The sequence below is a fragment of the Acinetobacter colistiniresistens genome (assembly GCF_024582815.1).
Taxonomy (GTDB): domain Bacteria; phylum Pseudomonadota; class Gammaproteobacteria; order Pseudomonadales; family Moraxellaceae; genus Acinetobacter.
Map to the genome: position 1 here is coordinate 3,066,068 of NZ_CP102099.1, position 23,883 is coordinate 3,089,950.

At 41.0% G+C, this 23,883-nt stretch carries 22 protein-coding genes; 14 read left to right on the top strand and 8 right to left on the bottom strand.

Going from position 1 to position 23,883, the window contains the following annotated elements; translation table 11 throughout:
* Positions 1-19: 19 nt before the first annotated feature.
* Positions 20-751 (bottom strand): efflux system response regulator transcription factor AdeR, encoded by a 732-nt coding sequence (gene adeR, locus NQU59_RS14740; protein WP_005242067.1) that lies wholly within the window; start codon positions 749-751, stop codon positions 20-22.
* A gap of 143 nt (positions 752-894) precedes the next feature.
* Here adeR and NQU59_RS14745 point away from each other — a divergent pair, with 143 nt between their 5' ends.
* The 4 genes from NQU59_RS14745 (at position 895) to NQU59_RS14760 (ending at position 7,688) form a co-directional block, all read left to right on the top strand.
* Positions 895-2,040 (top strand): efflux RND transporter periplasmic adaptor subunit, encoded by a 1,146-nt coding sequence (locus tag NQU59_RS14745; protein WP_257063924.1) that lies wholly within the window; start codon positions 895-897, stop codon positions 2,038-2,040.
* On the top strand, positions 2,040-5,150 hold the full coding sequence (locus NQU59_RS14750; protein WP_257063925.1) for an efflux RND transporter permease subunit: 3,111 nt from the start codon (positions 2,040-2,042) through the stop codon (positions 5,148-5,150). The genes NQU59_RS14745 and NQU59_RS14750 overlap by 1 nt, the downstream gene beginning before the upstream one ends.
* A gap of 78 nt (positions 5,151-5,228) precedes the next feature.
* On the top strand, positions 5,229-6,632 hold the full coding sequence (adeC, locus tag NQU59_RS14755) for an AdeC/AdeK/OprM family multidrug efflux complex outer membrane factor (protein ID WP_257063927.1): 1,404 nt from the start codon (positions 5,229-5,231) through the stop codon (positions 6,630-6,632).
* A gap of 186 nt (positions 6,633-6,818) precedes the next feature.
* Positions 6,819-7,688 carry an IS982 family transposase gene (locus NQU59_RS14760; protein ID WP_161419859.1) on the top strand — a complete coding sequence of 290 codons (870 nt, stop codon included), beginning with the start codon at positions 6,819-6,821 and terminating at the stop codon, positions 7,686-7,688.
* Between the two features lie 12 nt (positions 7,689-7,700).
* Here NQU59_RS14760 and NQU59_RS14765 read toward each other — a convergent pair whose 3' ends face one another.
* On the bottom strand, positions 7,701-7,991 hold the full coding sequence (locus NQU59_RS14765; RefSeq protein ID WP_257063928.1) for a hypothetical protein: 291 nt from the start codon (positions 7,989-7,991) through the stop codon (positions 7,701-7,703).
* A gap of 504 nt (positions 7,992-8,495) precedes the next feature.
* Here NQU59_RS14765 and NQU59_RS14770 point away from each other — a divergent pair.
* From NQU59_RS14770 to NQU59_RS14785, 4 genes are all read left to right on the top strand, one after another.
* Entirely contained in the window at positions 8,496-8,930 is a 435-nt protein-coding gene (locus NQU59_RS14770) for a DUF2345 domain-containing protein (protein WP_257063929.1), read from the top strand.
* A 2-nt stretch (positions 8,931-8,932) separates the two neighbouring features.
* Positions 8,933-10,249: a LysM peptidoglycan-binding domain-containing protein gene (locus tag NQU59_RS14775; protein WP_257063930.1), complete on the top strand. Its 1,317-nt coding sequence runs from the start codon at positions 8,933-8,935 to the stop codon at positions 10,247-10,249.
* A gap of 99 nt (positions 10,250-10,348) precedes the next feature.
* Complete coding sequence (locus NQU59_RS14780) at positions 10,349-10,705, top strand: hypothetical protein (RefSeq protein WP_257063931.1); 357 nt, start codon at positions 10,349-10,351, stop codon at positions 10,703-10,705.
* 36 nt (positions 10,706-10,741) lie between these two features.
* Positions 10,742-11,140: an acyl-CoA thioesterase gene (locus tag NQU59_RS14785; RefSeq protein ID WP_257063932.1), complete on the top strand. Its 399-nt coding sequence runs from the start codon at positions 10,742-10,744 to the stop codon at positions 11,138-11,140.
* Between the two features lie 41 nt (positions 11,141-11,181).
* Here the strand turns inward: NQU59_RS14785 and NQU59_RS14790 are convergent, their stop codons facing one another.
* From NQU59_RS14790 to NQU59_RS14810, 5 genes are all read right to left on the bottom strand, one after another.
* Entirely contained in the window at positions 11,182-12,123 is a 942-nt protein-coding gene (locus tag NQU59_RS14790) for a Dyp-type peroxidase (RefSeq protein ID WP_043971917.1), read from the bottom strand.
* Positions 12,124-12,207: 84 nt separating this feature from the next.
* Positions 12,208-12,996 carry a formate dehydrogenase accessory sulfurtransferase FdhD gene (gene fdhD, locus NQU59_RS14795; RefSeq protein ID WP_005274538.1) on the bottom strand — a complete coding sequence of 263 codons (789 nt, stop codon included), beginning with the start codon at positions 12,994-12,996 and terminating at the stop codon, positions 12,208-12,210.
* 37 nt (positions 12,997-13,033) lie between these two features.
* Positions 13,034-15,442, bottom strand: a complete 2,409-nt coding sequence (locus tag NQU59_RS14800; protein ID WP_257063933.1) for an FdhF/YdeP family oxidoreductase — start codon at positions 15,440-15,442, stop codon at positions 13,034-13,036.
* Between the two features lie 205 nt (positions 15,443-15,647).
* Positions 15,648-15,821 (bottom strand): cbb3-type cytochrome oxidase assembly protein, encoded by a 174-nt coding sequence (locus tag NQU59_RS14805; protein WP_005242087.1) that lies wholly within the window; start codon positions 15,819-15,821, stop codon positions 15,648-15,650.
* 37 nt (positions 15,822-15,858) lie between these two features.
* Positions 15,859-16,677: a hypothetical protein gene (locus NQU59_RS14810; protein WP_257066311.1), complete on the bottom strand. Its 819-nt coding sequence runs from the start codon at positions 16,675-16,677 to the stop codon at positions 15,859-15,861.
* Positions 16,678-17,031: 354 nt separating this feature from the next.
* On the opposite strand from NQU59_RS14810, the gene NQU59_RS14815 reads away from it, so the two are divergent.
* From NQU59_RS14815 to NQU59_RS14830, 4 genes are read left to right on the top strand one after another with little or no spacing between them, the layout of a single operon-like run.
* Positions 17,032-18,483 (top strand): cytochrome ubiquinol oxidase subunit I, encoded by a 1,452-nt coding sequence (locus NQU59_RS14815; protein ID WP_005242090.1) that lies wholly within the window; start codon positions 17,032-17,034, stop codon positions 18,481-18,483.
* Positions 18,476-19,480 (top strand): cytochrome d ubiquinol oxidase subunit II, encoded by a 1,005-nt coding sequence (cydB, locus tag NQU59_RS14820; RefSeq protein ID WP_257063935.1) that lies wholly within the window; start codon positions 18,476-18,478, stop codon positions 19,478-19,480. The genes NQU59_RS14815 and cydB overlap by 8 nt, the downstream gene beginning before the upstream one ends.
* 13 nt (positions 19,481-19,493) lie before the next feature.
* A complete protein-coding gene (locus tag NQU59_RS14825; protein WP_005154018.1) occupies positions 19,494-19,616 on the top strand; it encodes a hypothetical protein in 123 nt (40 codons plus the stop codon).
* Positions 19,617-19,676: 60 nt separating this feature from the next.
* Positions 19,677-21,107, top strand: coding sequence for an aminotransferase-like domain-containing protein (locus NQU59_RS14830; RefSeq protein ID WP_043971930.1), 1,431 nt, complete (start codon positions 19,677-19,679; stop codon positions 21,105-21,107).
* On the opposite strand, the gene NQU59_RS14835 is transcribed toward NQU59_RS14830, so the two are convergent.
* On the bottom strand, positions 21,068-22,150 hold the full coding sequence (locus NQU59_RS14835) for an AraC family transcriptional regulator (protein ID WP_257063937.1): 1,083 nt from the start codon (positions 22,148-22,150) through the stop codon (positions 21,068-21,070). The genes NQU59_RS14830 and NQU59_RS14835 overlap by 40 nt on opposite strands.
* A 119-nt stretch (positions 22,151-22,269) precedes the next feature.
* On the opposite strand from NQU59_RS14835, the gene NQU59_RS14840 reads away from it, so the two are divergent.
* Complete coding sequence (locus NQU59_RS14840) at positions 22,270-22,986, top strand: enoyl-CoA hydratase/isomerase family protein (RefSeq protein ID WP_257063938.1); 717 nt, start codon at positions 22,270-22,272, stop codon at positions 22,984-22,986.
* 36 nt (positions 22,987-23,022) lie between these two features.
* Positions 23,023-23,850 carry an SDR family oxidoreductase gene (locus NQU59_RS14845; RefSeq protein WP_257063939.1) on the top strand — a complete coding sequence of 276 codons (828 nt, stop codon included), beginning with the start codon at positions 23,023-23,025 and terminating at the stop codon, positions 23,848-23,850.
* Positions 23,851-23,883: the final 33 nt, after the last annotated feature.

Below are 23,883 nucleotides of genomic sequence, written 5' to 3' on the forward strand. Positions count from 1 at the left end.
GAGTATTTATAATTAAGGCTTATGCATCTTGTGGATGATCAAGTCGATAACCCACCCCTCGCACATTGATTAACATCTGTTGCAAACCGTGTTCTTCCAGTTTTTTTCTCAGCTTACTTACATGGCTGTCGACTGTGCGTTCCAAAGCATCACTATCTGACAGGCAGTGATTTAAAAGCTCACCTCGCGTAAAAACTTTATGTGGATGATCAATCATTTGCATTAATATTTTATATTCGGTCAGGGTAAGGCTAAGCATGACTTTTTTGTCTTGTTGATGAACATAGACACTATGAATATCGGTATTAATTTCGATGTTTTTATAGATGAGATTTTTGTTGATGGGTTGACTGTTTTGCTGAGCCCGTCTTAGCACAGCCTGTACGCGCGCAACGACCTCATTCGGATTAAAAGGCTTGACCACAAAGTCATCTGCACCAATTCTTAATGCCATCACCTTATCAATATCCTGATCAAGTGCAGTCAACATAATGACTGGGGTTTGTGCCTTTTGACGAATTTTATTGAGCACATCCCAACCATTCAGTTCAGGCAATTTAATATCGAGTAGAATTAAATCAATCGGTTGTGCAGCGTGTGTTTCAATGGCTTGCTTACCATTCATGGCACGAATCACGCGCATACCTTCGCGTTTGAGATAGTGTTCGATAATATCGCCTATCTCATACTCATCCTCGACTACGAGAATCAACTTATCCTGACAATCAAAAGAAAAAGAATGCTCAAACATAACCATCTTGGCAAATAAAACAATCTATTCATCATACGATGATTTATCTGTAAATCTCCACACTTTTTCCATACTTCCCCGATGTTGGTTACACAAAGCTGGAAAATAATAGCAGCATCAAAAACTCCCAAGGTTTGGACAGAATGCAAAAGCATCTATTACTTCCATTATTTTTATCCATCGGGCTTGTATTACAAGGCTGTGGTTCTGAACAGGCGAAGCCCGCTGAGACGCCCCCAGCAAAAGTGAGTGTGTTAAATATTCAACCGCAATCTGTGAATTTTAGCGAAAACCTTCCTGCTCGCGTACAAGCATTCCGAACTGCTGAAATCCGACCTCAGGTGGGTGGCATTATTGAAAAAGTCTTATTCAGACAAGGCAGTGAAGTCAAAGCTGGACAAGCATTGTATAAAATTAATGCAGAGACCTTCCAGGCAGATGTAAATAGTAATCGTGCTTCACTCAACAAAGCTGAAGCTGAAGTGGCACGTTTAAAAGTTCAGTTAGAGCGCTATGAACAATTGCTACCAAGTAATGCAATCAGTAAACAAGAAGTCAGTAATGCACAGGCTGAATATCGTCAAGCCTTAGCAGATGTTGCACAGATGAAAGCTTTGCTCACTCGCCAAAACCTGAATCTGCAATATGCTACTGTTCGCGCTCCGATCTCGGGTCGTATCGGGCAATCATTTGTCACTGAAGGTGCATTGGTGAGTCAGGGTGATGCCAATACCATGGCAACCGTACAACAGATTGATAAAGTTTATGTCGATGTAAAACAGTCGATTAGTGAATATGAACATTTGCAAGCCGCATTACAAAGTGGTGAGTTAGCCGCCAATAATGAAAAAACCGTGCGGATTTCAAATAGCCACGGCAAACCTTATAACGTCACTGCCAAGATGCTGTTTGAAGATATCAATGTCGATCCAGAAACAGGTGATGTCACTATTCGAATTGAGGTGCACAACCCAGAACGTAAACTTCTTCCAGGCATGTATGTACGTGTCAGCATTGACCGTGCTTCAGTTCCTCAAGCTTTACTGATTCCAGCCCAAGCGATTCAACGCAATATTAACGGCGATCCTCAAGTTTATGTGATCAATGCCAAAGGTTCAGCAGATATTCGTCCAGTTGAACTGGGACAACAATATGATCAGTTCTATATCGCCAATAAAGGCCTTAAAACAGGCGATAAAGTGGTTGTAGAAGGTGTTGAGCGTATTCAACCCAATCAAAAACTTGAAATAAGTCCGTGGAAAGTACCCGCAACATTAGGAGCTCAATGATGATGTCACAATTCTTCATTCGTCGCCCTGTATTTGCATGGGTGATTGCAATTTTTATTATTTTATTTGGGGTTCTAAGTATTCCCAAATTACCGATTGCCCGCTTTCCAAGTGTGGCACCGCCTCAAGTCAACATTACTGCGGTATATCCGGGTGCAACTCCTAAAACCATCAATGACAGCGTTGTGACTTTGATCGAACGGGAATTATCTGGGGTTAAAAACCTGCTTTACTATAGCGCGACTACAGATACCTCTGGTACGGCTCAGATTTCTGCGACCTTTAAACCAGGTACTGATGTTGAAATGGCTCAGGTCGATGTCCAAAACAAGATCAAGGCAGTTGAAGCACGTCTACCTCAAGTGGTTCGCCAACAAGGTTTGCAAGTAGAAGCCTCCTCATCTGGTTTCTTGATGTTGGTCGGTGTCAATTCTCCCAGTGGTCAGTATTCTGAAGTTGATCTCAGTGACTATTTAGTCCGTAATGTGGTGGAAGAACTGAAACGTGTTGAAGGTGTCGGTAAAGTCCAATCCTTCGGTGCTGAAAAAGCCATGCGGATCTGGGTTGATCCAAATAAACTGGTGTCCTATGGACTGTCGATTAGTGATGTCAACAATGCCATCCGTGAAAATAACGTCGAGATTGCGCCAGGTCGACTGGGAGACCTCCCTGCTGCCAAAGGTCAACTGATTACCGTTCCACTCTCGGCACAAGGCCAATTAGGGAATGTTGAACAGTTTAAAAATATCAGCCTTAAAAGTAAGACCAGTGGTAGTGTGATTAAACTATCTGACGTTGCTAATGTGGAGATGGGTTCACAAGCCTATAACTTTGCAATTCTAGAAAATGGTAAACCTGCCACTGCTGCCGCGATTCAGCTTAGCCCAGGTGCCAATGCAGTAAAAACGGCTGAAGGCGTCAGAGCAAAAATTGAAGAATTAAAACTCAATTTACCTGAAGGCATGCAATTTAGTATTCCTTATGACACAGCGCCTTTCGTAAAAATTTCAATCGAAAAAGTGATTCATACTTTACTTGAAGCCATGGTTCTGGTTTTCATTGTAATGTATCTATTCCTGCATAATGTTCGCTATACCCTAATTCCAGCGATTGTTGCACCGATTGCTTTGTTGGGTACCTTTGCGGTGATGTTACTTGCAGGCTTCTCGATTAATGTGCTGACCATGTTTGGTATGGTGCTCGCGATCGGGATTATCGTCGACGATGCAATTGTAGTGGTGGAAAACGTCGAAAGGATTATGGCAACTGAAGGTCTGCCACCGAAAGAAGCCACCTCCAAAGCCATGAAAGAAATCACCAGTCCAATTATTGGTATTACCTTAGTTCTAGCGGCGGTGTTTTTACCAATGGCTTTTGCCAGTGGTTCGGTCGGGATTATCTATCAACAATTCACCTTAACCATGTCAGTGTCCATTCTGTTCTCTGCGTTATTGGCATTGATCTTAACCCCTGCACTATGTGCCACGATTTTGAAACCAATCGATGGCCACCATCAAAAGAAAGGTTTCTTTGCGTGGTTTGATCGTAGCTTTGATAAAGTCACCAAAAAATATGAATTGATCCTGCTGAAAGTGGTCAAACATAGTATTCCAATGATGGCGATCTTTGCGGTGATTACAGGTCTTACCTTTGCAGGTATGAAATATTGGCCAACAGCATTCATGCCTGAAGAAGATCAGGGCTGGTTCATGACCTCATTCCAATTGCCTTCGGATGCAACTGCAGAAAGAACGCGAGGCGTGGTAAATGAGTTTGAAAACAGCTTAAAAGACAATCCAAATGTAAAAAGTAACACTACGATTATGGGTTGGGGCTTTAGTGGTGCTGGACAAAACGTTGCTGTCGCGTTCACGACACTGAATGATTTTAAAGACCGTACTGCAACTGCAACCGAGATGACCAACTCCGTCAATAAGACCATGGCACATAGCAAAGAAGGCGCGACCATGGCTGTACTTCCACCAGCTATTGATGAACTTGGGACTTTTGCCGGTTTCAGCTTACGTTTACAAGATCGAGCAAATTTAGGTATGCCTGCGCTTTTAGCTGCACAAGACCAGTTAATGCAAATGGCAGCCAAAAATAAGAAGTTCTATATGGTCTGGAATGAAGGCTTACCGCAAGGTGACAATATTTCTTTAAAAATTGACCGTGCTAAATTGAATGTTCTTGGTGTGAAATTCTCTGACGTTTCTGACATCATTTCAACCTCAATGGGTTCGATGTATATCAATGACTTCCCAAATCAGGGACGTATGCAACAAGTGATTGTGCAAGTTGATGCTAAATCCCGGATGCAATTAAAAGATATTTTGAATCTGAAAGTGATGGGTTCAAATGGACAATTGGTCTCTTTATCTGAAGTGGTCACACCGCAATGGAATAAAGCGCCACAGCAATATAACCGCTATAACGGCCGCCCATCGTTAAGTATTGCAGGTATTCCAAACTTCGATACGTCATCAGGCGATGCCATGCGTGAAATGGAGAACCTGATTGCCAAATTACCAAAAGGCATCGGCTATGAATGGACCGGTATTTCACTGCAAGAAAAGCAATCTGAATCACAGATGGCATTCTTACTTGCGCTCTCTATGCTGGTCGTATTTCTGGTTCTTGCTGCGCTTTATGAAAGTTGGGCCATTCCACTTTCAGTGATGCTGGTGGTGCCTTTGGGTATTTTTGGTGCCATCGTTGCGATTATGTCTCGTGGTTTGATGAATGATGTGTTCTTTAAAATTGGCCTGATTACCATTATCGGTTTATCGGCCAAGAATGCGATTCTGATTGTCGAATTTGCCAAGATGTTAAAAGAAGAAGGTATGAGTTTAATTGAGGCTACAGTTGCAGCAGCTAAACTTCGTTTACGTCCGATTCTGATGACTTCGCTGGCCTTTACCTGTGGTGTGATTCCATTGGTCATTGCTTCTGGTGCCAGTTCAGAAACACAGCATGCCTTAGGTACAGGTGTATTTGGCGGCATGATTTCAGCGACGATTCTGGCGATCTTCTTTGTCCCCGTGTTCTTCATTTTCATTCTGGGTGCAGTTGAAAAGCTGTTTGCTTCGAAAAGCAAAAATCCATCTTAACTGACAATGGGCAGAGGAAATCAACCTGTTTCCTCTGCCCCTGCTCTGCCTTCATTTTTATATTATTTGGAGAAGACCATGTCTAAAACGACTGTCTTATCTCGTGGCCTGCTTGTTTCTACGCTTTCAATGGCCTTGACGGCATGTATGAATATGCAGGCACCCCAACCTGTGATCAAATCTGATATTCCACAAAATTTTACACAAACAGAAACTGGCTCTTCAATTGCCATTCAGGGCTATAAACAATTCTTTGCCGATGCACGTTTACTACAAGTGATTGATATCAGTTTAAATAACAATCGTGACTTACGTACTGCAACACTGAATATTCAGCGTGCGCAGCAACAATATCAAATCAGCAAGAATGACCAGTTCCCCACTATTGGTGCAAATGGCAGTGCAGTTCGACAGGTCAACCCTGCGGTGAACCCCAATAATCCTTACTCGACCTTTCAAGTGGGTCTTGGTGTGACCGCCTATGAACTGGATTTCTGGGGGCGTGTACAAAGTCTAAAGGATGCGGCACTGAATAATTACTTTGCCACGCAAAGTGCCCGAGAAGCCACTCAAATTAGTTTAGTCAGCCAAGTGAGCCAAGCATGGCTAAATTATGCCTTTGCACAAGCCAATTTAGACCTTGCAGAACAGACCTTAAAAGCACAATTGGATTCCTATAACCTCAACAAAAAACGCTTTGATGTCGGGATTGATAGTGAAGTCCCTCTACGTCAGGCACAGATTTCAGTTGAAACGGCCCGAAATGATGTGGCGGCTTATAAGACACAAGTTTCACAAGCACAAAACTTACTTAACTTATTGGCAGGTCAAGCCATTCCCCAGAACCTCCTGCCCAATCGTGCACTTCAGCGCATTACCGCGGAAACCAGATTTTCCACTGGCTTAAGCAGTGAATTACTGAATAATCGACCAGACCTCAAAGCTGCTGAATATCAACTTCGTGCCGCAGGTGCCAATATTGGCGCAGCCAAAGCACGTTTGTTCCCAACCATTAGCCTGACTGGATCAGCGGGATACGCTTCGAGCGATCTGAAAGATTTATTTAAGTCGGGTGGTTTTTCTTGGTCAGTTGGCCCAAGTATTGATGTTCCGATTTTTGATTGGGGCACCCGTAAAGCCAATATTAAAATTGCAGAAACTGAGCAAAAAATTGCCTTGTCTGATTATGAAAAAGCCATTCAATCTGCTTTCCGAGAGGTCAATGATGCACTTGCTGCGCATGCCCATATTGAAGAACGTTTAAGTGCACAACGCCGTTTGGTCTCAGCAACCGATACGACCTATAAATTATCTACGGCTCGGTTTAGAGCGGGTATTGATAGTTATTTAACAGTTTTGGACGCACAACGTTCTGCATATGCAGCCCAACAAGGTTTATTGATGCTGGAACAAACCAAATTGAATAATCAGATCGAATTGTATAAAGCGCTCGGTGGTGGTTTTTCTAGACCAGCAGCTTAGCGTTCTATTTTGCACCCAAATTCTAGTTAAGACATCTCGCAATTTTTTATTTGAAATTAAACATTTTGTTTTAACTAGAAAATTTAAATTATTTAACCCGAATCGCGGATAAGAAATTGACTTGAAAAATAAGAGGACTAGAGCCATCAGTTGAGTTACCACACCAAACTCACAACTCTAGTCCTGATGTTCAATAGTACCGAATTATTCTGCGTAATTGATGATTTTTTTCTTAAATTTGAATCAACTTATTGGGAGTTTCTCAAACAAAACTGTGGTTCCTTAAGAATCAGAACTGCTCAACTCAAAATTTCAGAAATCTGCTTTATTGCCATTTGGTACAAATGCTCTCATTTCAATAATTTCAAAGCCTTTTTCACCTGGTTAAAAGAAGATAAAAGCCATTTATTTAAGTACTTGCCTTGCTATCAAAGGATGATTCATCTGATCAATATGCACCAATTGGCCCTACACGCTTTACATGTGGCGCTGATGAAAGACCAAACTACACAATATTTATGGATTGATTCAACAACTCTGCCAGTTTGTAAAAATCAACGGATTCAGCGTCATAAATCATTAGTCCAAATTGCATCACGTGGTAGAAGCTCAATGGGCTGGTTTTATGGCTGTAAATTACATATTGCGATGAATCAATTTGGTGAAATTGCCTGTTCTGCTTTATCGAATGGACATGTTGCTGACATAAAAATGGTTGAGCAATTGGTTGCTGGTATAGAAGCAAAACTTTACGGGGATCGAGGTTACATCAGCCAAGAATTAAAAATCAGATTGAAAGATCAAGGTATTGATTTAATTACTTATCATCGAAAGAATATGCAGGCTATTCAACTCTGTGCATCAGATGAATATCACCTAAGACAACGCAATAAGATAGAAACATTATTCAGTTTATTGAAGGGGCAATACAATTTAGTGACGAGTAAAGCACGTAGTATTCATGGATTTCTTGGAGGAATTTATGCCTCGCTATGCGCATATCAATTAACCCATCAAAATAAGCCAACAATTCAAATTAAGGAATCATCGGCTTAAGCAGGATCCGGGTTATTTATGATTCCAATAATTTAGGTTATCAGGAACATGGGAGGGCAAAATATGATTAGGAATATGCAAAACAAGGCCGTCTCCTGTTTTACAGGACTGGATATATAAATCAAATGAAGTCGTGATACTTGGGTCAATTGAAGCATGTGTCACAAATATTTCTTTGAGCTTGGAAATGTAGTAATCGATAAATTCTTGTTGTTTTTCAAAATCAGCCATAGATTTTAGGTTGCGTTGAAACTCTTGTAAAGTGCTCATATCAGGTGGAATATTAAAACATGATATATCCACCTCCCACTCCATGATTTCATACAAATATAGAGAAGTTTGATTCCTTGTGTCACTATCAAAATCTTGTTGGAAAAAGGGCTGCATGGGAATTGAATATAATAAGGTTTTTCTCCATTAAACATTGAAAATATAATGGTATTATTTTTTAAAAATTCTATAGGGACTCCCTCTAATAATCTTCTTATGATTTCTAAGTAAATTATATTGATATGCTTGATCTCTGTGTCACTTTCTTTAATATTTGTAAAATATTGCATAACACGATTCAAAAGGTAGTTTCTCCAGAGCTTATAAGTGCTCCTCTACACCATAACCTTACTTTTTGTTCATTATCATGAAATAAATACATTCTTCCTGTTTCTACATCACATTTCATAGCACGTTTATCTGCTGCAATGAGTATACAGTCGCCCAAATGGGCTGAGAGGATCATCGTCATAATTAGTCTAAAAATTCCTTTTCCATGATATTATCCACCAACCATTTCACAATATAGGAACAATAATGGCTGGTGGTTCACGAATTTTAATCAATGATCAGGGTATAACAATATCAACTGGCGGACAAATTTTATATCAAGCTGGACAACATAAATTTGATGGTGGAAAGAAAGTTAAAGCTGAAATTCCATCTCTTCCTCTTATTAACCCAACCAATGTATTTACCAATAAATGGGATTTTTATGATTTATTTTATGAAATAGATTTTTCAAATGTAAAATATAAACTAATCAACAATAAAAATCATACCTATGTCTCTGGTGGACTAGATGAACATGGCCGCACACAACGTATAACCACATCTAAAAATGAACATTATGACCTCCTCATAGGAACAGATGATGAGTGGACTGTTTCAATAGATGATGAAAGTGACGATATTGATTTTCAATATGACTGTAGTTGTGGATCACATAAAGACCATGAGGACGAGATATAATTATGGATTGTTTAGCAAATATTAAATTTTTAGATGCCTTAGATCAACCAATTCAAGGATTAGCCCATCAACTTTGGATTGGGCCTTTACTTATATCTGATTATATTAGCTCCGAAAGTGGAGAATCTGTTTGGATTAAACGTCCTATAGGCACCGTCATTGACGTTCGGGTAAGAAGTATGGTCACTGGAGAATACAATTCTCAAGTTAAAATACAGCTTATTGGTGAAAAAACTGTTTTTATTGTACGCAGCCCTAAAATCTTACTTAAAGGGGTAAATCTTTCAGCTAAAGATGTTGCAACTGGAAACTACTTCAGATCAACTTATATCGTTGCCGAAGGAGATTATTTAGGTCGAATTGCAGATGATAACGATACAACTACAGATGAATTAATTAGAATTAATAACTTAAAAAGTGATACAGATATCCGCCCTGGGCAAGTTTTAAAAATTCCTGTCAAAAAAGCTGAGGCACCCGTGCCACCACCAGAAGCCAAGCCAAAACCACAAATACCAAAGCCAAATCGGCAAGAAAAAACAAAGATTATTGTTGTCCAACAAACGGATACCTTACCGTTAATTGCAAAGCTTACAGGTAATACAGTTGATGAAATTAAAAAATTAAGTGGTCTTACGAGTGATAGATTGAGCCATAATCAAAAATTGAGAGTTTATGATCGTCATGTAGAGTCTACAGCCTCACAACCTACGACTCCGAAGAAAAAAATAGAGAAAAAGCCAGCTACACCACCAAAAGTTACCCAAGATGCTTCTAAAAATAAAGACAATACACCTATTGCTAAAGTTGAGTCTGAAAATACTGTAAGTTCAAAAGTTTCTCAAAGAAATGAAAAAGCAATAGCTCGATTACATCCTCAAGTTAGAGATAAAATGAGAAAGTTTATCAAGAGTGTTTATCAAAAACATCAAGTTCAGTTAGTCATTGTTCAAGATTATCGCACATACGCACAACAAGATGCTTTATATGCAAAAGGCTGGTCTGCTGGTGGCCGTGTAGTAACTAATGCTAAAGGTGGTCAAAGTAATCATAACTTTGCCTTAGCTGTCGATGTTTTTCCTATATGGGAAGATGGCCTATTACATATGGATGCCAAGTCTGATAAGAAAAATATCGAGATTCTAAAAAAAGTTGCCCCTATTGGAAAAGAGATAGGATTAGAATGGGGCGGAGATTGGAAATCAATAGTTGATAATCCTCATTTTCAACTTAAAACAGGTAAAAGCATGGCTCAATTAAGACAATTGACTAAAGATGCGGGTGGTGATCCCCTAAAGGTGAAATATGATGTTCAATAAATTAGCAAAAAAATCCTGGTTTTTCTTATTAGCTTTTTAGTAGCATGTAATATTACAGAAAATCAAAATGTTAAAGCAAATGAATCAAATATATTTTCTTTGGATTTAACCGATGAGGGTATAAGTTCAGAAGGAGGAGGAATAGAATTACATAAAGAAGGAAAATTCTGCTTACTTCTCTTGAATGTCTACGAAGAGTCAGGACAAGAAAAATATCGTTTTAAATTTCAAAAGAATAATTTAATAGAAACATCCTATTTGAAATATAGATACCCAAATGGTTTATTAGTTAATGATGATGATTTGAAAGGTCTGATCGCCCATGATGAAAATGCTAATCCTAATAGCAAAGATGAAATGGAACTTGTTAAAAATGAATTAATCATTGGGCAAAAAAATAAAGAAATTTTGCAAAAATTTTTTTATATAAACAAAAAGTTCCTAGTGATCTTTTAAATAAAAATTGTAATTAACATTTATAAAGAAAAATCTATGTTTACACTTTCGATTACACCAAGATTCTATGAAACCGATGCATTCGGACATATCAACAATACCGTGATTACAGGCTGGTTTGAAACTGCACGCGAACCCGTTTTTCGTCTCTTTAATCCAAGTATGGAAATCAAAAATCTGCCTTTGATTCTGGCACGTGTCGAAGTCGATTTTGTGGCGCAGATTTATTATGGTGCGGATATTGAAATCAAAACCTGGATTGAGCTTATCGGCAATTCTTCATTCATTGTTGCGCATGAAGCTTGGCAAAATGATCATTGTGTCGCGCGTGGCAAAGCGGTTCAGGTATATTTTAATTTCAGTACGCAAAAATCGGAGCGTATTCCAGATCAATTCCGCACTCAATTACAACACTATCTCATTGCAGCATCATGATGTTCAGCTGAAATGAAATATTCCATTTCAGCTGATTTAATTTATTCACCCAAATCTTCGAGAAAGTCAAAGGTAGGCACAAAGAATAAACTGCCTGAAACAGGTGTACTAAAATCTAATAAACGATCAACATGTCCTGTTTCCTTACCCAAGAACATATTTTCAAGCATGGTTTTGGTAATGTTAAACGAGCGTGAGTAGCCAATAAAGAAGGTACCGTACTCTCCTTCTGTTGGATTGGAAAATGGCATATTGGCTCTTAAAATTTTGAGTTCATTGCCCTCAGCATCATGTGCCTTACTGGCCACATTATGTGCGCTTTGTGGTTTTACATCATCACCAAGTTCCACGTCATCATATTTCTTGCGACCAATGACTTTTTCCTGCTCTTCAGTGCTGAGGCCTTTCCACATCTCCATGTTATGCAAATATTTTTGAATAAAGACATAGCTGCCGCCAAGAAACTCGGCATCTTCTTCCCCTACATAGGCAATCTCTTTGGCAATTTCATGTTCAGGGTTCTCTGTCCCGTCCACAAAGCCAATAATGGCACGACCATCGAAGTAACGGAAACCTTTGGTTTCGCTGATCGAATAGGTATCGTCTTTGAGTTGTTCATGCAGAATTGCCGCTAACTCATAGCAAATTGCCATTTGATTCGCTCGAATATGGAAGAACAAATCACCTGCCGTTGCGACTGCGGTATGTCTTGGTCCTTTAATTTCTTGAAATGGCGCCAGCTCTTTCGGTTTATTCAGCTCTGGAAAAAGTAAATCCCAAGCATGAGAACCAATACCAACCGAAGCACTAAAATTACCATGAGGAAAACGGTTGGTCAGGCTTCGAACCAATGCAGAAAAATTGGCCAGAAAATCGATTACACCCGAATGATCAGGTTGGGTATTGATTCCAAGCACAATAAATAAGGCATTCTCACCCGAAAGATTATTGATAACAGGTTGATATCTTAAAGGAACATTCATAATTTTTAGGAATAGAAGAACTTAGTGCTCATATCCTACACAATTCAAACCATGAGTCAGCAGCATAATCACAAATTTTTACTATTATTCGGTATATAAAACAAAGCTATCTCCCCGACAGAAACTGGCTAAAGTCAGATTCGATTGCTTTGCCATTGCGATGGCCATACTGGTCGGTGCAGAAATGGTTGCCAGTAAAGCAATATTGGATTGTGCGCACTTACGAATCAGTTCATAACTGGCACGACTGGTCATCACCACAAAACCATCGGCAACATTGAACTTTTGCTCCGCCAGATAACCCAATAGCTTATCTAAAGCATTGTGCCGTCCAACATCTTCAAATAACGCTACGATTTGCCCTTTCACCACCCATGCTGCCGCATGTGCACCACCCGTGAGCGCAGTAATTTTTTGTCTGACTTTGAGTTGGGCAATCGCATTGGGAATCTGATTTAACCATGTTGATGGCACTTGAGTACTGACCACAGGTAAATCAGCATAAAGTTGTTTTAAACTTTCAATCCCGCAAAGACCGCAGCCTGTGCGTCCCACCATCATACGCCGATGCTCTTTTAATGCGACAAAAGCACGGGTTGAAATGGTCATATCGACTTCAACCCCCAATTCATTTTGACGGATGTCGAGTGAATACAGTTCGCTTAAACTATGTAGAATTCCTTCAGACAGACTAAAGCCTTTGGCAAATACCTCAAGATCTGACGGCGTCGCCATCATCACTGCATGAGAGATGCCGTTATAGACCAAGGCAACAGGATATTCCTGCACAATATAGTCTATTTCATTTTCAGAACGATCATGATTGAAACGATGCACTTGCACCGTTTCGTAGCCTCGTGTTTTTGTGTCCACGCCTTACCTCTTTTACATCCAGATTGATGCCCATAAACTATGCGTTACTGACGCGTTCATTGGCATGCTCAGGATCAACTTCCACATTCAAATTGAAATGCGCGGGGGCATTACCGGCATGTAGAATCACAGGAATGCTTTTTGATGCTGGGATTTTGGCATATTTATCATGGCTGCCCAAAGCCACCAATGGATTGGTTTCAGGATAATAGGCCGCCAGACTGCCTTGCGGAATGTTATACGGCACTATACGGAAACTATGTACAATCCGTTTCACACCATCCGAGAACACACTTTCGATATCGACCCACTGATCTGCCACGAAGCCTGCTGCATCAATGTCCGCCTGATTCATAAACAGAACCCGACGCTGTCCGAATACACCGCGGTAGCGATCATCCAAACCATACAAGGTGGTGTTATATTGGTCATGCGAACGTGTGGTCATCAGCGTATAGACTTGCTGCTCCGTATAAGCCGCAGCATACTGATTTTCCTTGTCCTCATAAACTTCTGTTAATGGCGTAATTAAAAACTGGGCTTTGCCACTTGGCGTATGCCAAACATGTTGATTGGCAGGATGCTCTAAATGGAAACCGCTCGGTTGATAAACCCGTTGGTTGAAATCATGAAATTCATCAAAAACATCGGCAATAGAGTCGCGAATACGATCATAACTTTCAATATACCAACGCCATTTCACTGCACTGTCAGGCAGAGCTGCTTCCGCCATACGCGCCACAATATCGGGCTCGGATAAGATATTTTCTGAAATTGGCGGATTGCGACCTGCAGACAGATGCACATTACTCATTGAGTCTTCGACTGAAATTGCTTGAGGTCCATGCAGTTGCATATCCACTTCGGTCCGTCCCAAACACGGCAACATTAAGGCTGTCTTGCCACAGACGAGATGGCTACGATTCAACTTGGTGGTAATGTTAACGGTCAAATCACAACGGCGTAATGCCTCTTGAGTATAGGGCGTATCAGGTGTGGCAACCGCAAAGTTTCCACCCAAACCAATAAAGACTTTGACCTCGCCTTCATACATCGCCTTGATGGTATCGACCACTCCAAAACCATGTTTACGCGGTGACTTGATACCAAAGACCCGATCAATACTATCTAGAAGTGCATCACTTGGATTTTCATTGATGCCCATAGTCCGATCACCCTGCACATTACTATGCCCCCTGACTGGACAGAGACCTGCCCCCGGACGACCAATATGGCCACGTGCCAGCATCAGGTTTGCCAGCATATGAATATTGGCTGTCCCGTGACGGTGCTGGGTAATCCCCATCCCCCAACAGAAAATGGCAGTTTTCGCATCCAGATACATCTTGGCAATTGACTCTAAATGTTCAGGTGACAGTCCCGTATGTTTATGAATCTGTGACCATTCTGTGCCATCGATCTCAGCCAGCATTTCATCAAAACCAATGGTATTCATCTCAATAAAACTGCGATCAAAAACACTCGGTTTCCCTTTTGCCAAAGCTTTTTTATCCCATTCCGATAAATGCTTCATCACCCCAAACATTAGTGCATAATCACCACCAATTTTGGGCTGAAAATAATAACGGCTGATTGGGGTACTGCCATTGGTCATCATTTCCAGTGGCGCTTGCGGATCTTGGAAGCGTTCTAGTCCACGCTCTTTGATCGGGTTAATGGCAACAATATTACCGCCTCTTCGAGAGACCTCTCTCAAGGTTGCTAACATCCGTGGATGATTAGTGCCCGGATTATGCCCAAAACTAAAAATAGCATCGGCCTGATCAAAATCATCCAGAATCACGGTGCCTTTGCCTAAACCTATCGCATCTTTTAAACCGACACTGGTGGTTTCATGACACATATTGGAACAGTCTGGAAAATTGTTGGTACCAAAGCTGCGAACAAAAAGTTGATACAGAAATGCAGCTTCATTACTGGCACGCCCTGAAGTATAAAAGGCTGCTTGATCTGGATGATCCAGCGCCTGCAAATGCTGAGCAATCAGCTGAAAAGCATCATCCCAAGAAATCGGTACATATTTATCCGAAACAGGGTCATAACGCATTGGATCGGTTAAACGCCCGAGGTCTTCTAGATAGAAATCATTTTGTTCAGCCAGCCAACTCACCGTATGTTGCGCAAAGAACTCAGGCGTAACCGTTTTACTGGTTGCTTCAAAAGCAACGGCTTTGGCGCCGTTTTCGCAGAAGTTAAAGGCATGCGCATCTTTTTTCTCAGGCCATGCACAACCTGGACAATCAAAGCCTGTGGGTTGATTAATATTGAGTAAGGTGATTGAACCCTTTTTTAAAACATCCTGCCTTTTGAGGTTTCGGGCAACACTTAACAATGCGCCCCATCCACCTGCAGGTTGGGTATAGGGTTCAATTCTTGCAAAACTGGTATTTTCTTGCTTATGTATAGGTTGTTCTGAGTTATCCATTATGTTGCCCTCATCTGAGCTATTCTTAACATTTGCTACAGATAGGATTAACATGAATTGTGCTTCTTTTCTATTCTTGATTTGTCTTATTCTATTAATAAAAATCTGCGAACTTCATTCAAAAGTAATAAAAAAACTTACTGGTGCGTGCTCTAAGCACCAGTAAGTGAGAAAAACCGCGACATGGTATTTGCTTGTTGATCCATTATTTACTGACAGGCTGAGTATGTTGAGCTTGGGTACTATTTTGCTTTTGTTGAGAAGGCATATAGTCAGGCTGATTGCTGACCGCCAGAAAGAAAAACACCAGAAATAAACAACCCAATAAAATACTGATGCCAACGGCAAGGTATGGAAACTTCGATTGCTCTTGAGACATCGCTCTGCTCCTATTCAAATATTAAAATTCAATTCAATCACATCGTAGACAAGGCCTTAAAACTGGCGCCATTTTGAATACGGGTTTGCATGTATTCTGCATAGACCGATAACTTTTCAAAAATGTGCTCTGAATAAAACATATCTTCAATTAAATGCGCTGCTTGAGCTGGACTAAACTGACCAATTTGTGCGATCAGTTGGGCATTCAACTGTGCAAATAAGGTACAAACTTTTTTGTGCCATTCATCTTTGTTTTTAAATAGCAACTTTCGCGTATTGATCAATTCATCATCCAGCATGCTTTCAATGCTATCCGCATCAATCACATCAATTTTCACATCAAAATAATCTTCCAATATCTTTATCTGTTGGCGATCAATCGGCAAATGTGTGATCAGGAAGATATGAAAGATATCCGTTCGACACAACGCCTTGACCAGACAGCGAAATAAGAAATCTTCTTCACTTTTGGGTCGATCAACCAGATCAACATACAATTTCAGACTATGTAGTACTTCTTCGATTTTCAAACTAAGTTGTTTTTCGGCTTGATAATATTGCTTTAAAATCGACAAAACAGGCGCTGAAATTGGCGTCGTATAAATCACAGACTGATTTAAATTGGCAATAATAAATGGCGCGAATAAATAGCCGAGATTATTGTCATTTTCCATAATTTCAGCCTGTGCAATATAAGCGACCTTCTCTTTAGAAAACTCTCTCAGCACTTTTCCTCTTAGCAAGGTTGCTTCAAGATTTACATATTCAAGGCGTAGCTGTTCTTGTACTGATTGCGAAGGTGTACCGTCTTTAAACAGTCGAATCATCGCATTGAGTTCTTCGGTTACAAACATAGTCATACGCCATTCAGTCAAAAGTTTTGCTTAGACAACTTACAATGATTGATCAATATTCAAACACAATGCATCGTTGCTTATGCTATTTTGAATCAGGTCTAAACTGCTGAATAGCTACAGAGTTTACTTAAAAAAATATAACAGATCATGCTAGAAGCACGTATCTGTTATAAAAACAAAAAGAAATTGTATCTACTTATATACAACAGAAGATTGGATGATGAATAAAACTTAAATTGCTTTGAAATATCCCAATACCGTTTTTAGGTTCTGCTTATTTTGATAAGGGTTTAAGTCCGTTCTTTCACATTTTCCTAGCGACTCGTTTCAGTCTGTTATAGGAGAGGATATATGGATCTCGGTCTCACTGCTTTAGAATTAGCCCGAATACAGTTTGCGTTTACTGTTTCATTTCACATTATCTTTCCCGCCACCTCGATTGGTCTGGCCTGTTTTCTTGCCATGCTGGAATGGAAATGGCTACGTACCCAAAACCCGATTTATAAAGATCTATTCAAATACTGGATTAAAATCTTTGCAGTTGCCTTTGGGATGGGTGTCGTTTCTGGCGTGGTGATGAGCTACCAGTTTGGGACTAACTGGAGCGAGTTTTCCCGCGTTGCTGGGAGTGTCACAGGTCCTCTACTCAGCTATGAGGTATTGAGTGCTTTCTTCTTGGAAGCAGGTTTCCTCGGCATCATGTTGTTTGGTTGGGGACGCGTTGGTCCCAAAGCACATTTCTTTGCCACCTTAATGGTTGCGATCGGCACCTGTATTTCCATGTTCTGGATTTTGTCCTCCAACAGCTGGATGCAAACGCCGCAAGGCTTTGCCATTGAAAATGGCATTATTGTGCCGACCGACTGGTGGGCGATTGTGTTCAACCCCTCCTTCCCTTATCGCTTTGCCCATATGGCAGCCGCTGCATTTTTAGTATCTTCATTATTGGTGGTTGGTACTGCTGCATGGCATCTGATTAAAGGCCGACGCGATGAGTTGGTGAAAAAATCCTTTTCCATGGGACTTTGGATGGTACTCGTCACTTCATGTTTGCAAGTGGTGATTGGTGACAATCATGGTTTAAATACCTTGAAGCATCAGCCTGCAAAATTAGCCGCTATCGAAGGGCACTGGGAAACCAATCATAATGAATCCATGCCACTGCTGTTATTTGCCATTCCCGATATGGATAGTGAAAAAAATCACTATGAAATTGGCATCCCTCATCTTGGTAGTCTGATTTTGACCCACTCTATGCAAGGTAAGGTTACAGGTTTAAAAGATTTCGCAGCTGAAGATCGTCCAAATGCGACCATTGTGTTCTGGAGTTTCCGTGTCATGGTCGGGCTTGGCATGTTAATGGTATTGCTCTCTTTCATTGCCTTATGGCTACGGAAGAAAGGTAAACTATATGGTTCATCTTGGTTTCATAAATTCGCTTTTGTCATGGGTCCAACGGGCTATATCGCGCTACTTGCGGGTTGGGTCACCACTGAAGTCGGTCGTCAACCTTGGGTGGTGTATGGAGTAATGCGCACCAAAGATGGTTTATCGCATGCGGTCACTGCAGATCAAGTCGGCATCAGTCTGATTATCTTTGTGGTGGTGTATACCATCGTGTTTGGTAGCGGTATTTATTACATGTTGAAGCTACTGAAAAAAGGGCCTCAATTTGTAGATGCGATTGATCTTGAGCCTACAGGTCCCGGGCATTTCAAAACCCCGATGCGTCCTTTAAGTGCTGTCGATGAAAGTATTGATCAGCAAGACTCAAAACCAAATAAGGAGAAATACCATGATTGATTTATCTCTGATTTGGGTAGGCATTATCGGCCTTGGTGTCTTGATCTATGTCATTCTCGATGGCTTTGATCTCGGCATTGGCATTCTGTTCCCCTTTATCAAAAGCAGTGAAGAACGTGATGTGATGATGAATACCGTCGCACCTGTGTGGGATGGTAATGAAACATGGATGGTACTTGGTGGCGCTGGCCTATTCGCTGCCTTTCCACTGGTGTATTCAACAGTGCTTTCAGCCTTGTATATGCCGATTATCTTGATGGTGATTGCACTAATTTTCCGTGGTGTGGCCTTTGAATTTCGCTTTAAGGCCAATCGCACCAAGTATTTATGGGATCAAGCCTTTATTTGGGGATCAGTTCTCTCCAGCTTTCTGCAAGGCGTGATTCTGGGCGCCTATATTCAAGGCATTCAAACCACCAATGGTATTTTCTCTGGTTCAGGCTTGGACTGGCTGACTCCATTCGCTCTGTTTACAGGGCTGGGTGTGGTTGCGATGTACGCCGCGCTTGGTTGTGGCTGGCTGATTATGAAAACTGATCATGAACTACAAGATCAGATGTATGGTTTGATGCCTAAACTGATCATCTTACTGTTTGTGGTCTTCGCCGGTGTCAGTCTATATACCCCACTCACTCATCCTGAAATTGCAGCACGTTGGTTTGCCTTGCCAAATCTACTGTACTTTAGCCCAGTGCCGATCTTGGTGTTATTGTTTACCTTCCTGATTTTAAAGGCATGTAAACAACGTCAGGATTTCAAGCCGTTTATCTATACTTTGGCGCTTGTGTTTTTGGCCTTTACTGGATTTGTCATCAGTCTCTGGCCGAATATTATTCCGCCATCCGTTACCATTTGGCAAGCAGCAGCACCACATTCCAGTCAAAAGTTTGCCTTGGTTGGAGCTGTCATTTTAATCCCGATCATTATTGGCTATACCATTCTTTCTTACTGGGTATTCAGAGATAAAGTACGGGTTGGAGATACGGGTTATCACTAAGGAGCAGCTTTGCATGAAAATAAAATCTCTGCATTTAAGCCAAACACAATGGTTTATAATCTTATGGTTAGTTGGTTTTTTTGCACTTGCCATCATTGCAGGTTTATTTAGACTGTTATTGATGTTTGCTTATTAAAAAAAGAGATGGAACAGCTGGCATAAAAGCTGTTCCATCTATACGGATTCACTTGAGTTTATGTATAAATCAGAACAGTTAGCACACCAGCTCAAACTTCTCATTGAGAATGGGTCATGGAAACCCCACACCAAACTGCCCTCTTTGCGTGAACAAGTACAACGCTCAGGCTTTAGCTTAATTACAGTGATGAATGCTTACCAAGAACTGGAAGCACAAGGGCTGATTTATTCCAAAGAAAAATCAGGTTATTTTGTGGCTGAGCAAAATAATATTCAGATTCCGCAAGCCTATTCAGTGGTGTCTTTAAATCCAAAAATTGAAATCAACTCCTTGGTGTTTAAGTATCTTAAATCGATTCAGTCTAAACAGGTCAGCCCCCTAGGTTCGGCTTTTCCAGACAGTCAGTTGCTGTATCCACCCAAGCTGATTCAGATCATGGGACAGCTTTCCCGTAATCGACATAGTTATGATCAGACCACCAATCTACCGCCCGGAAATTTAGCCCTCCGAAAATTGATTGCGCAACGCTATTGTATGCAAGGGATTCCAACCGATGCCGATGACATTGTCATCACCTCTGGAGGGTTGGAAGCCCTCAATCTTTCCCTGCAAGCGATTACCCAACCGGGCGATTATATCTTGTTGCAGCAAACCATTTTCTATGGTGCATGGCAGGCGGCAGAACGTTTGGGCCTGAAAGTGATTACGCTGCCAGAACATCCACAGCATGGCTTTGATATTGAAGCCTTTGAACAGGTCATTAAAAGTTATCCGATCAAGGTCTGTTGGTTTATGTTGAATGCGCATAACCCGATTGGGTTTACCGTCAGCGATGAAATTAAATATAAAATTGCCAAATTGCTGCATGAGCATCAAATTCATTTGATTGAAGATGATGTCTATGAAGAGCTGTTTTATGGCAATCAAAAACCACTCCCAATGAAGTATTTTGATCAGCAGAATCTGGTGTTGCACTGCTCTTCTTTTTCCAAAACTTTAGGTTCAGGTTTTCGTATGGGTTGGGTCTATGCAGGTAAATTTTCCGAGCATATTCAGCATCTGCAATTGATGAGTACCATTTCTGCCAATGCGCTGATCCAGAATGCACTGGTAGAGTTCCTCTCTCATCATCATTATGAAAAGCATTTAAGAACGCTTAGACGGGCGTTGGAAAAGAATAAAAAGCAGTTCTTTCAATATCTGAAACAGCATCTGCCTAAAGACTGTAAGGTGTATAACTATCCAAGTGGCTATTTTCTCTGGATTCAACTGCCAGAAAAAGTCAGTAGCATGCAGGTGTATGAACAACTGATTCAGCAACAGGTGGGTGTTGCGCCAAGTCCGTTATTTAATGTACTGCCCTCACATCAACATTTTATTCGGATGAATTGTTCCTTTGAATGGACCGAACAGATTCAACATGCACTGGAACGCTTTATTCAAACCATTCAAAATGTGATGTTAGATGAATCAGTCTTGGACAAATAGCTTTTCCGATACTGACTCGGCGTTTCTCCAAACATCTTTTTAAAAGCACGGATAAAATTAGTGGCTTCTTCATAGCCCACCAGAGCTGCAACATCCTGAACACTGTATTGTGGCTGTTGCAATAATTTCTTGGCTTGACTAAAACGAACCTCCGCTAAAATCTGTAAGAAGGTGGTTCCTTGCGTCTGCAAATGCCGCTTGATAGTTCGCTCCGACATATTCAAGCGCTGTGCAATTATGGGCAAGGTTGGATAGGCATTACCTGCCTTATAGAGCAGCTCGGAACGAATGCTTTTCTGTAGGTCACGCGTACTTTCTTTTAGCAATTTCAGTTTGTCATTTTCGCAATACAGCAGTGCTTGCTGAAAAGCAACTTGATCTGCATTCGAATTTTTACACTGTAGATAATGCTTAGGAAAACGTAGACCATTACGTTGCTGATTAAATTGAATCTTGATCTGAGATAAATCGACACTTTTATAATTCTGTGAATCTGCCCAGTCGACAAAGACCTCACAATTTTCTGCAATTTTTTCAGAAAATAAACTGAGAAAATGAATGGCACCAAATAGTAAGCTTTCAATTAAAAAGGACCTTAATTGATCAGATTGTTCTGCCCCACCCAATTTTACAGGATGTACATCATCCAAATGCACATAGACAAAGTCGTTCTCGATGTGCCATTCAGGGGTGAAATTCTGGATGCGGGTACAGAAATATTGCTGGCAAAGGCTTAAAGCAGTTTCGACATCGGTACAGCTAAGAAATGCAAAACCTAGCGCCCCATGCGACGTTGGGCGTAATTTAAAGCCATATTCAATGCCTAGACGTGGATTGTCCGTCAACTTTAAGGCATTCACCACCAGCTTCGACCATTGATGTGCACTCATTTTGGCATCGGCTTGTTTCATTTCTGCGAGCCTTAATCCCGTACCAGACAGAACTGTTTCAGTATCAACGGCATAGTCTTGCACAATTTCCAATAACAGATGTGCATAAGAAACAGAAATGGTTTCCTGAAACAATCCAAACGGATCTCGCATCGAACATCCACTGTCCTAAAATGATCATCAATATGGCATAGTCCCACCTATTGTGCGAGTGTTTTATTGGGAATAATGACTGTAATCAAAAAACTAACGCACTATCAGGAAGCGCTTCAATGACCACCATGACGCTTGAGCAACAGCAGTCTATTTATGTTCTCACCTTAACCAATGGCGATCAGGACAATGTCTTAAACCAAGATGTGCTGAATGAATATATCGAGATCTTTGATGAAATTGAGCGTGATTCGCATAACGCCTGTCTGGTGATTCAAAGTGATCACCCCAAGACCTTTTGTAATGGTCTAGACCTCGCTTGGCTAATGCAACAGTCTATGCAAGATAAAAAAGCCTTCACCTTACAACTGGAAAATATGCTGCTGCGTTTGGCCTTGCTCAATCTTCCTGTGATTGCTGAAATTAACGGTAATGCTTATGCAGGTGGTGCAATTTTGGTATCAGCCTGTGACTTTCGCTTGATGCGGGCAGACAAAGGACGCTTTTGTTTTCCCGAAGTCAAACTGACCATTCCCTTTACTGACTGTATTGCAGAAATTGTGCAACTCCTTCCCAATCAGCATGCGATTTGGGAAATGTCTTTAACAGGTAAATCTATGACTGGCCTCGAATGTTTAGACGCGCAAGTGGTGCATCAGATTCACCCTGCCGAATCATTAAATCTGGAAGTATTTAAGTTTGCGGAAGAAATGTCACAAAAGCATCGCCTGACCTATGCCGTAATCAAACGCCAATTACGTCATCGGATTGTCGAGATTGCCAAGCAACGTCAGCTTTATCAGCCTGAAAAATTCGCTCACCCATTTATGATTTAATTCAACCCCAATAAAAATTAAAGACAGGACTTCACCATGAAAAATATGCAAGGAAAAACCATTTTTATTACGGGCGGTAGCCGAGGAATTGGCCGAGCCATTGCACTGAAAGCTGCACAGGCAGGTGCAAATGTGGTGATCGCTGCAAAAACCGAAGTCGAGACCGCTAAATTAACAGGCACAATTTATAGTGTCGCCGAAGAGATTGAGGCTGCGGGTGGTCATGCATTGCCACTGCTTTTAGATGTAAGAGATGAACAGCAGATTCATACTGCCATACAACAAGCAGCCAAAAACTTTGGTGGTATTGATGTATTAATAAATAATGCAGGTGCAATTGCCCTCACCGGTGTGGAAGCCACTTCATTAAAACAATATGACCTGATTCAAAGCATTAATCACCGTGCCACCTTTATTTGTGCCCAAGCCGCCTTACCTTTTCTTAAACAAGCAGAACATCCGCATATTCTGAGTCTATCACCACCTGTGAATATGTCACCGCAATGGTTAGGTATGCTCTCACCTTATGCATTGTCTAAATATGGTATGACCATTTTGACTTTGGGGATGGCAGAAGAATTTCGACACTATGGTATTTCTTGTAATACCCTGTGGCCTGAAACCTATATCGCCACAGCAGCAGTTTCGAAAAACCTAGGTGAGGAAAATACGCGTCAATTGAGTCGTAAACCTGAGATCATGGCGGATGCAGCTTTTGCCATTTACAGTACGATACAAGGTGAACTTACGGGACAAAGCCTCACTGATGAACAAGCGTTGGCGCGTATTGGTATAACTGATTTTGCTCAATATGCCTGTGTCAGCGGCAACACCCAGCTACAAAAAGATTTCTTTCTTGATTAATTCAACAATAAAAAACGACCTTAAAACAAGTGT